Below are 10,708 nucleotides of genomic sequence, written 5' to 3' on the forward strand. Positions count from 1 at the left end.
GTGGGGGGGCCCCCCCCCGGGGGGGGGCCCCCCGCCCCCTCCCCGCCGCGTTGAACGGAGTAGTCGCGTGTCGCGAGACGCACTCGTATCCCATGGTGAAGTGACGGTGACCCAGGAGACTGCCGCAGAGCTCCCGGACGGTCGGCGTATCATCCGCTGGACGTTCGGCTCCCCGGAGGGCGTGACGGCGGAGGTGCTCAGTCGGGGAGCCCGCTTGCAGGCCCTGCACACGCCGGACCGGGACGGGCGGTGTGCCAACGTCGTCCTGGGCTGCGAGAACACGGCGGATCTGTTCGGGGAGGCTGCCTACTTCGGCGCGACGGTCGGCCGCTACGCCAATCGAATCGCCGGCGGAACGCTGCCCCTGAACGGCACGACGCACCGGCTGGCGACCCAGCGGGGCGGCCACACCCTGCACGGCGGACCGGACGGCTTCGCCACCCGCCTCTGGGACGGCGTGCCGGTCCGCGTGGGCAGGCGGGCCGGCGTCCGTCTCCGCCTGGACAGCCCCGACGGCGACCAGGGATTCCCGGGCGCCCTCACGGCCGAGGTCACCTACCTGCTCGGCCCCGACGGCGAACTCTCCCTCACCTACCGGGCGACCACGGACGCCCCGACGGTCGTCAACCTCACCAACCACATGTACCTCAACCTGGCCGGCGAGGGCTGTGGGACGGTGCTCGGTCACCTGCTGCGGGTCGAGGCGGCCCGTTACACCCCCGTGGACGCAGACCTGATACCGCTCGGTCCGGCCGAGTCCGTCACCGGCACACCGTTCGACCTACGCGAGGCCCGGACGATCGGTGGCCGCATCACCGAGGAACACCCGCAGATCCGCCGGGCCGGCGATGGCTTCGACCACAACTGGGTGCTCGACGGCACCGGGCTCAGGCGGGCCGCCGTCCTGAGCCACCCTGACAGCGGCCGGCGCGTCGAATGCCTGACGACGGAGCCGGGGCTCCAGGTCTACACCGGGAACCACTTCGACGGGTCGCTGACCGGCCGCTCCGGTCGCCCGTACTTCGCGTACGCGGGCATCGCGCTGGAGACCCAGCACTTTCCGGACTCGCCCAACCGGCCCGAGTACCCCTCCACCCTCCTGCGCCCGGGGCAGGAGTACCGCTCGACGACGGTGTACCGCTTCTCGGTCGAGTAGGTCCCATTGTCGAAGCGCTTGAACATCCCGGCGCACCCGCTACATGTTCCGAGTTCGGCAGGAACCTGGGCAAATGTAAACCTTGTTGTTTCAGGGATAGTTGACAGTGGCACTGGTTCGTGTCAGCGTCGAAGCGCTTCGACGAATGGCCGCAACACCCAGTCTGCCGAGGGGTCGTCCACGTGAGTTCCCTGTCCGCGTCCGCAGCCGGTCCGCCTCCTTTCCGCGATCCGGCGCTACCGCTGCGCAAGCGTGTCGACGACCTGCTCGAACGGCTCACGCTCGACGAACGCATCGCGATGCTGCACCAGTGCGTACCCGCCGTCCCGCGCCTGGGTGTCGGCTCCTTCCGAACCGGGAGCGAGGCCCTGCACGGGGTCTCCTGGAGGGGAGTGGCGACCGTCTTCCCGCAGGCCGTCGGGCTCGGCGCCACCTGGGACGAGGACCTGGTGCACCGGGTCGCCGAGGCCGTCTCGGACGAGCTGCGCGCCTTCCACCACCACCGCCCGCTCGTCGGCGGCGGCGCCCCCCACAGCCTCCAGGCCTGGGCGCCCGTGCTGAACCTGCTGCGCGACCCGCGCTGGGGACGCAACGAAGAGGGATATTCCGAGGACCCGCTGCACACCGGCCGTCTCGGGGAGGCGCTCTGCCGCGGCCTGTCCGGCGACCACCCGGCCTACCTGCGGGCCGCCCCGGTGCTCAAGCACTTCCTCGCCTACAACAACGAGGACGACCGCTGCACCACCTCCTCCGGGCTGCGCCCACGCGTGCTGCACGAGTACGACCTGGCCGCCTTCCGCCCCGTCGTCGCATCCGGCGCCGCGACCGGCGCCATGGCCGCCTACAACCTCGTCAACGGCCGTCCCTGCCACGTGAGCCCGCTCATCGAGGCGGAACTGCGCCGTTGGGCGGAGCCGACCGGCCACGAGCTGTTCGTGGTCAGCGACGCCGAAGCCCCGTCCCATCTGGTCGACCTGGAGGAGTACTTCGACGACCACGCCGAGTCCCATGCGGCGGCGCTCAAGGCCGGCATCGACAGCTTCACCGACCACGGCGAGGACAGTGCGACGCCGGTCGGCCGACTGCGCGAGGCACTGGAGCGCGGCCTGATCGACGGGGCCGACGTGGACCGCGCCGTTCGGCGGCAGCTGGAACTCCGCTTCCGGCTCGGCGAGTTCGACCCCGAACTCGACCCCTACGCCGGCATCGGGCCCGAGGTCATCGACTGCACCGAGCACCGCGACCTGGCGCGGCACGCCGCGACCGACTCGGTGGTGCTGCTCAAGAACGAAGGCCTGCTGCCGCTCGACCCGGCGCGGACGCCGCGGATCGCCGTCATCGGCCCACTCGCCGACACGCTGTGCGAGGACTGGTACAGCGGCACCATGCCCTACCAGGTCAGCGTCGCCGCCGGACTCTCCGCGGCGCTCGGCGTCCACGGCGGCGAGGTGGTCCGCGAGGAGGGTGCCGATCGGATCGCGCTGCGCTCCGGCACGACCGGGGAAGTGCTGGGCAAGACCGCCTTCGACGTGGCCGACTGGGGTCGCGGCGTACTGACGCTGCGCGACGCCGGCACCGGCCGCTACCTGAGCCTCAAGGCCGACGACTCACTGGCGGCCGACCAGGAGGTGCTCAAGAGCTGGGAGATCCACGAGACCTTCCGGCTGGAACCGGCCGGGGACGGCGCCGTGCTGCTGCGCTCCGTGCGCACCGGACGCTACGCCGCCGTGGACCCGGCCGGCGGCCGGGTGACCGTCACCGCCCTGACCCCGGACGCCGCCGAGCGCTGGCAGCGGGAAATGCTGCGCGACGGTGCGGCCGAGGCACGGGCGGCCGCGGAGACGGCCGACGCGGCGGTCGTCGTCCTCGGCAACCATCCGCTGATCAACGGCCGCGAGACCGAGGACCGCGCGGGCCTCGGCCTGCCCGGGACGCAGGAGGCACTGCTGCGCACGGTCGCGGCCGCCCGCCCCGGGACGGCACTGGTGGTGATGAGCAGCTACCCGTACGCCGTCGACTGGGCCGACGAGCACCTGCCCGCCGTGGTGTGGACCTCCCACGGCGGGCAGGAGACGGGCCACGCGCTGGCCGCGGTGCTGCTCGGGGAGGCCGAGCCCGCCGGCCGCCTCCCGCAGACCTGGTACCGGGGCGAGGACCCGCTGCCGTACCCGCTCGACTACGACGTCATCAAGGCCGGCTGGACCTACCAGTACCACCGGGCCGCACCCCTCTATCCCTTCGGTCACGGGCTGTCCTACACCGACTTCGCGTACAGCGACCTGAGCCTGTCGCAGCCGTCGACCGGCCAGGACGGTTCGGTCGACGTCACGGTGACCCTGGCCAACACCGGCCGACGGACCGGCAGTGAGGTGGTCCAGCTCTACGTCCGGGCGCTGGACGCCCGCTACGAGGCCCCCCGGCGGCGCCTCGCCGACTTCCGCAAGGTCCGCCTGGATCCGGGCGAGAGCCGGGAGCTGACGTTCCCGCTCCCGGCCGACCGGCTCGCCCACTGGTCCGTCGCGACCGGCGCCTTCACCGTCGACCCCGGCGGGTACGAGATCACCGTCGGCCGCTCCGCCGAGCACCCGGTCCTCACCGCACGGCTCACCGTGACCGGGAGGGCCCCCGCGCCCCGCGTGGTCGTCGGACGTCGAACCCTGACCGTCGACTTCGACGACCACGCGGACACCACCATCGTCGACGCCACCTGCACCAGCGGCGACGCGGTGACTCCGGCCGATCCGGCGCGGCCCGCGACGCTCCTCTTCCGTGACGTCGACCTTTCCGGGGCGGTCCGGGTGGAGGCCGAGACCGCCCTTGAGTGCGCGGGCTCCGGACAGGCGCGGCTGGAACTCCGGGCCGGTGACCGGCTGTTGGCGGAGATCGGCGTGCCGGTCACCGGCGACCGCTACACGTGGACGGCCGTCGCGGCCGATCTCGCCGCTCCGCCGGCCGGCGTCCACGACCTGTGGCTGACCCTGCACGGCGGCTTCCGTCTGGCCTCCTTCAGCTTCACCACCTCCGGCGGGGCCGATTGACGCCCGCACCCGCGAGACCGGCGGCCCGCCGGGGGGCGGGCCGCCACCCTCACACCCCAGTACCCGCACCCGCGGGGCGAGGCTCGCCGTGGTCGCCGAGCTCCGCTACCCCGTCGCCTCTCCGACCGGAGGAAGCCCCATGCCACTCACAGACCTCGGCGCGGACGAACTCGTCGGCTACCGGCCAGAGTTGTCCGAGCCAGCCGATTTCGACGCCTTCTGGCGGCGGACCGTTGCAGAAGCTCGGTCGCACGACGTGGCGATCAAGGTGGAACGGGTCACCGCCCAGCACCTGCTGAGCACCGTCGAGGTCGACGACGTGCGCTTCCCCGGCTGGAACGGCGAGCCGGTGGCCGCCTGGCTGCTGCGCCCGCGCGACGCGGCCGGACCGCTGCCGGTCGTCGTCACCTACATGGGCTACGGCGGCGGTCGAGGACTGCCCACCGAGCACCTGTTCTGGTCCGCCGCGGGTTACGCCCAACTCGTCGTCGACAGCCGGGGCCAGGGCCACGACACCCCGGACCGGGGCGTGGGTGACGGCACGCAGTGGGTCGAGGGCTTCATGACCCGCGGCATCGACTCTCCCGACACCTACTACTACCGGCGTTTGGTCACTGACTGCGTGCGAGCCGTGGACGCGGTCGCGGAGCTGCCCGGACTCGACGGCCGTCGGATCGTGGTGGCCGGAGCAAGCCAGGGCGGCGGTCTGGCGCTCGCCGTCGCCGGTCTCGCCGGGGACCGCGTGGCGGCGGCGCTGCCGGACGTCCCGTTCCTGTGCCACTTCCGCCACGCCGCCGCGATCTGCGGCGACGGCCCGTACCAGGAGATCGCCAAGTACCTGCGCTGGCACAGCCGCCACCGCGTGGAGCCGGCCTTCGCCACCCTCGACCACTTCGACGGCGTCCACTTCGCCCGGCGGGCCACCGCGCCGGCGCTGTTCAGCGTGGGCCTGATGGACCCGGTCTGCCCGCCCTCCACGGTCTACGCCGCCTTCAACCGGTACGCGGGCGAGGACCGCACCATGACCGTGTGGCCGTTCGCCGACCACGGAGGCGGCTGCGGCTCCAACCCGCCCGTCCAGCTGACCTGGCTGCGCGAGCGCGGCCTGGCGCCGGAGCTCCGCCCATGAGCACCCCGGCCTTCCCGGAACTGCCCGCCGGGTTCCGTTTCGGCGCCGCGACCGCCGCCTACCAGATCGAGGGCGCCCACGACGAGGACGGCCGCGGCCCGTCCATCTGGGACACCTTCAGCCACACCCCCGGCCGTACGCTCGACGGTGCCACGGGCGACACCGCCTGCGACCACTACCACCGCTACGGCGAGGACGTCGCCCTGCTGCGCGGGCTCGGCGTGGACGGCTACCGCTTCTCGATCTCCTGGCCCCGCTTGCTGCCCCGGGGCACCGGACCGGTCAACCCCGAGGGCCTGGACTTCTACGACCGCCTGATCGACGAGCTGCTGGCCGCCGGAGTCGCCCCCGCCGTCACCCTCTACCACTGGGATCTGCCCCAGGCCCTGGAGGACCGCGGTGGCTGGCGGGTCAGGGAGACCGCCGAGGCGTTCGCGCGGTACGCGGCCCTCGCGGCCGAGCGCTACGGGGACCGGGTGGAGCGCTGGATCACCCTCAACGAGCCGTACTGCTCCGCCTTCGCGGGCTACGCCGAGGGGCGGCACGCACCCGGTGCCGAGGAGGGCCGCGGCGCGCTGGCCGCCGCACACCACCTGCTGGTCGCCCACGGCCTCGCGGTACGGGAACTGCGCGCCGCGGGCGCCCGGGAGGTCGGGATCACCCTCAACCTCGACCGCATCCACCTCGCCTCCGCCCTCCCCGAGGACCGGGCCGCCCTGCGCCGTGCCAAGGTCCTCCACAACGAGGTCTGGACCGAGCCGCTGCTCGCCGGCCGCTACCCCGAGCACGAGGCCGAGACCTGGGCCGGCCTCGCCAACGGCCCCTGGCGGCTGCCGGGAGACCTGGAGCTGATCGGCGCCCCGCTGGACTTCCTCGGAGTCAATTTCTACCGCCCCCTGACGTTCGCCGCCGCCCCCCACCGCGAGGCCGACCCCGAAGTGCGCACCGCCGTGGACATCGGCGTCACCGAGCTGGACCGGTACCGGGCCCGGCACACCACCATGGGATGGCCCGTCGTCCCGGACGCGCTCACCGAGTTGCTCCGCGAACTCCACGCCGGCTACGCACGGCTTCCGCCGGTCTGGATCACCGAGAACGGCTCCGCGGAGGATGACACCCTCGGCCCCGACGGCCGGGTCCATGACACCGTGCGGATCGACTACCTCGCGGACCACCTCGCCGCCGTCGCCGACGCCATCTCCGCAGGGGTGGACGTGCGCGGCTACTACGTCTGGTCGCTGCTGGACAACTTCGAGTGGGCGCGTGGCTACAGCCAGCGCTTCGGCCTGGTCCACGTCGACTACGACACCCTGACCCGAACGCCCAAGGACAGCTACCACTGGTACCGGGGCCTGATCACCGCGCACCGCGCGCGGACGGAGGAACCCGCACGATGAAGTTCACCGACGGCTACTGGCTGATGCGGCCGGGCGTCACCACGCGTCATGCCACCGAGGTCGCGGACGTCCGGGCCGACGAGCACCGGATGATCCTCTACGCTCCGGTGAAGCACGTGCGCAGCCGTGGCGAAACGCTCAACAGTCCGTTGCTGACCGTCGAGTGCTGGTCGCCGGCCGAGGGCGTGATCGGGGTCCGCGTCACCCACCACGCGGGTTCGGTGCGGCGGGGGCCGGAGTACGCGCTGCCCGGCGCCGGGCCGGACGTGGGGAAGGTGCACCGGGACGGCGCGGTGGTCGAGCTCAGTGCGGGCGAGCTGTCGCTGCGGGTGGACACCTCCCGGCCGTGGCGCCTGGAGTTCACCGCCGACGGGCGGACGCTGACCTCCGTGGGCGAACGCGGCACCGGCTTCGCCACCGACGCCGCCGGCCGGCACTTCATGCTCGGGCAACTCTCCCTCGGCGTCGGCGAGTCGGTGTACGGGCTGGGGGAGCGGTTTACTCCGTTCGTCAAGAACGGGCAGGTCGTGGACATCTGGCAGGCCGACGGCGGCACCAGCAGCGAGCAGGCGTACAAGAACATCCCCTTCCACCTGACCAACCGGGGGTACGGGGTTTTCGTCAACCACCCCGGCAAGGTCAGTTACGAGGTCGGCTCCGAGTCGGTCGGCCAGGTGCAGTTCAGCGTCGAGGACCAGTCGCTGGAGTACTTCGTCGTCCACGGCCCGACCCCGAAGCAGATCCTGGAGCGCTACACCGCGCTCACCGGCCGTCCCGCCCTGCCGCCGGCCTGGGCGCTCGGCCTGTGGCTGACCACCTCCTTCACCACCGACTACGACGAGGCCACCGTCAACCGCTTCGTCGACGGCATGGCCGGGCGCGGCATCCCGCTGAGCGTCTTCCACCTCGACTGCTTCTGGATGCGTGAGTACCAGTGGTGCGACTTCGAGTGGGACCCGGACACCTTCCCCGACCCGGCCGGCATGCTCACCCGCCTCAAGAAGCGGGGACTGCGGATCAGCGCCTGGATCAACCCGTACATCGCGCAGAAGTCGGCGATGTTCGAGGAGGGCATGCGGGGCGGCCACCTGGTGCGGCGCCCGGACGGCAGCGTGTGGCAGTGGGACCTGTGGCAGCCCGGCATGGCCCTGGTGGACTTCACCAGCCCCGCCGCCCGCGACTGGTACACCGGGAAGCTGCGCACCCTGCTGGACATGGGCGTGGACTGCTTCAAGACCGACTTCGGCGAGCGCATCCCCACCGACGTGGTCTGGCACGACGGCTCCGACCCGGAGCGGATGCACAACTACTACACCCACCTCTACAACCGGGCCGTCTTCGACCTGCTGCGCGAGGTGCGCGGCGAGGGCGAGGCGCTGCTCTTCGCCCGCTCCGCCACCGCCGGCGACCAGCAGTACCCCGTGCACTGGGGCGGCGACTGCGAATCCCACTTCAACGCCATGGCCGAGTCACTGCGCGGCGGCCTCTCCCTGGGCCTGTCCGGCTTCGGCTTCTGGAGCCACGACATCGGGGGCTTCGAAGGCACCCCGACCCCCACCGTCTTCAAGCGCTGGGTACAGTTCGGCCTCCTCTCCTCGCACAGCCGCCTGCACGGCAGCAAGTCCTACCGCGTCCCGTGGGACTACGGCGAGGAGGCCGTCGACGTCACCCGCGAGTTCACCCTGCTCAAGCACCGGCTCGCCCCCTACCTCCAGCGCGCCGCCCAACAGGCCCACGCCACCGGCATCCCCGTCATGCGCGCCATGGTGCTGGAATTCCCCGACGACCCCGCCGCCGCCGCGCTCGACCGGCAGTACATGCTCGGCGACGACCTGCTCGTCGCCCCGGTCTTCACCGACGACGGCACGGTCGAGTACTACGTGCCGGAAGGAACGTGGACGAACGTCCTGACGGGCGCTCGGATCACCGGTCCCGGCTGGGCCCGTGAGCAGCACGGCTTCCACACCCTGCCGCTGCTGGCGCGCCCCGACTCCGTCATCCCGCTCGCCGCCGACGACCAGCGGCCCGTCTCCGCCTGGGCCGACGGGGTCGAGCTGAGGGTCCACTCCTTCGCCGACGGCGCCGAGCGCACCGTCGTGATTCCGTGCGCCGACGGCCCCGGTGAGGTGGCCCGCTTCAGCCTGCGCCGCCAGGGTGACCGCCTCCACGTGACCACCGACAGCCCGCATCCCTGGCAGCTCCGGTTCGACGGGCCGGACGGCACCGTCCATGCCTGGCCCGCGGGCACCCCGGAGGCCGGCCTCACCTACCCGGCCTGAGCGGGGCGGCTACGGCGTTTTGAAAGTCCCGCCTTGCGGCGGAGCCGGGGCGGGGGACACCACGGCCCGGCTCATGGGGGTGACACCGGCTCAGCGGGCCCCGAGCAGGTGTTCGAGGGCGAGCTGGTCCAGCTGCTCGAAGGCCATGCCGCGTCGGGCGGCGGCATCGACGTCGAACTCGTCGAAGGCGGACCGGTCGGCCAGGAGCCCGGCCAGGCCGTCCTCGGCGGTGGGGAGGGCGAGTTCGGGCAGTCGGGAGGCGGCGAGTGCGGCCTGGACCTCCGGATCGGCCCGGAAGGCGCGGGAACGCTCCGCCAGCAGCAGGTAGTTGCGCATGCAGGCGGCCGCCGAGGCCCAGACGCCGTCGGAGTCCTCGGTGCGCGGCGGCTTGAAGTCGAAGTGACGGGGGCCGTCGTAGCCGGCCGACTCCAGCAGGTCGACCAGCCAGAAGGCCTGGCGCAGGTCGCCCGCGCCGAAGCGCAGGTCCTGGTCGTACTTGATGCCGGACTGGCCGTTGAGGTCGATGTGGAACAGCTTGCCGTGCCAGAGGACCTGGGCGATGCCGTGCGGGAAGTTCAGCCCGGCCATCTGCTCGTGGCCGACCTCCGGGTTGAGGCCGACCCGCTCGGGTCGGTCCAGCTCGTTGATGAACGCCAGGGCGTGGCCGATGGTGGGCAGCAGGATGTCGCCGCGCGGCTCGTTGGGCTTGGGCTCGATCGCGAAGCGCAGGTCGTATCCCTGGCTCTCGACGTACTCGCCCAGCAGGTCGAAGGCCTCCTTCAGCCGGTCGAGGGCGGTGCGCACGTCCTTGGCCGCGCCCGACTCCGCGCCTTCGCGGCCGCCCCAGGCGACGTAGACCGAGGCGCCGAGTTCGACGGCCAGGTCGATGTTGCGGATCGTCTTGCGCAGCGCGTACCGGCGGACGTCCCGGTCGTTGGCGGTGAAGGCGCCGTCCTTGAACACCGGGTGGGTGAAGAGGTTGGTGGTGGCCATCGGCACCTTCAGTCCGGCCGTGTCGAGTGCGGTGCGGAAGCGCTTGACCGCCTGCTCGCGTGCGGTGTCGCCGGCCGCGAAGGGGATCAGGTCGTCGTCGTGGAAGGTGACGCCGTAGGCGCCGAGCCCGGCCAGCCGCTCCACGGACTCGACCGGGTCGAGGGCGGGTCGGGTGGCGTCGCCGAAGGGGTCCCGGCCCTGCCAGCCGACGGTCCACAGGCCGAAGGTGAACCTGTGCGCGGGAGTGGGGACGAGCGGGTCGCTGGTCATGAGGAGCTCCGGTTCAGGGCCGAGGGCTATTTGTAATGGCGAAAAACAAATTAGTATGCCGAGACGCCAGAAGGAACCCCACCGGAGGAACGCATGTCTGCTCAGCGTGTCGTGATCGGTGTCGACAGCTCGACCCAGTCCACCAAGGCCCTCGCCGTCGACCTGGACACCGGCGCCGTCCTGGGCGAAGGCCGCGCCGCGCACGCCGTCAGCGCGGGCGCCGGACGCGAGAGCGACCCCGAACAGTGGTGGCGGGCGCTCGGCGAGGCCATGGCGGGCACCGGCTGGGCGGATCGCGCCGCCGCCTGCTCGATCGCCGGCCAGCAGCACGGCCTGGTCACCCTCGACGCGGCCGGCCGGCCGGTGCGCCCGGCACTGCTCTGGAACGACGTCCGTTCCGCCCCGCAGGCCGCCGAACTCGCAGCCGCGTTCGGCACGGCAGAGCT

Annotated in this window: 7 protein-coding genes; 6 read left to right on the forward strand and 1 reads right to left on the reverse strand. The window is 72.3% G+C overall.

The genetic code is table 11. The features are described from left to right. The first annotated feature begins 106 nt into the window (after positions 1–106). From ACFV0Q_RS31025 to yicI, 5 genes are all read left to right on the forward strand, one after another. A complete protein-coding gene (locus ACFV0Q_RS31025) occupies positions 107–1,156 on the forward strand; it encodes an aldose epimerase family protein (RefSeq protein WP_385009749.1) in 1,050 nt (349 codons plus the stop codon). 182 nt (positions 1,157–1,338) lie between these two features. Continuing rightward, positions 1,339–4,194 carry a glycoside hydrolase family 3 C-terminal domain-containing protein gene (locus ACFV0Q_RS31030; RefSeq protein WP_385009751.1) on the forward strand — a complete coding sequence of 952 codons (2,856 nt, stop codon included), beginning with the start codon at positions 1,339–1,341 and terminating at the stop codon, positions 4,192–4,194. A 139-nt stretch (positions 4,195–4,333) separates the two neighbouring features. Continuing rightward, positions 4,334–5,323, forward strand: a complete 990-nt coding sequence (locus ACFV0Q_RS31035; protein WP_385009753.1) for an acetylxylan esterase — start codon at positions 4,334–4,336, stop codon at positions 5,321–5,323. Further along, complete coding sequence (locus ACFV0Q_RS31040) at positions 5,320–6,720, forward strand: GH1 family beta-glucosidase (protein WP_385009755.1); 1,401 nt, start codon at positions 5,320–5,322, stop codon at positions 6,718–6,720. The genes ACFV0Q_RS31035 and ACFV0Q_RS31040 overlap by 4 nt, the downstream gene beginning before the upstream one ends. Next, positions 6,717–8,999, forward strand: a complete 2,283-nt coding sequence (yicI, locus tag ACFV0Q_RS31045; RefSeq protein WP_385009757.1) for an alpha-xylosidase — start codon at positions 6,717–6,719, stop codon at positions 8,997–8,999. The genes ACFV0Q_RS31040 and yicI overlap by 4 nt, the downstream gene beginning before the upstream one ends. Before the next feature lie 90 nt (positions 9,000–9,089). Here the strand turns inward: yicI and xylA are convergent, their stop codons facing one another. After that, complete coding sequence (gene xylA / locus ACFV0Q_RS31050) at positions 9,090–10,262, reverse strand: xylose isomerase (RefSeq protein WP_385009759.1); 1,173 nt, start codon at positions 10,260–10,262, stop codon at positions 9,090–9,092. Positions 10,263–10,355: 93 nt separating this feature from the next. Here xylA and ACFV0Q_RS31055 point away from each other — a divergent pair. Next, on the forward strand, positions 10,356–10,708 hold a 353-nt coding region (locus ACFV0Q_RS31055), incomplete at its 3' end, for an FGGY family carbohydrate kinase (RefSeq protein ID WP_385009761.1).

Source organism: Streptomyces sp. NPDC059564, assembly GCF_042735575.1.
In the GTDB taxonomy this organism is placed as follows: domain Bacteria; phylum Actinomycetota; class Actinomycetes; order Streptomycetales; family Streptomycetaceae; genus Streptomyces.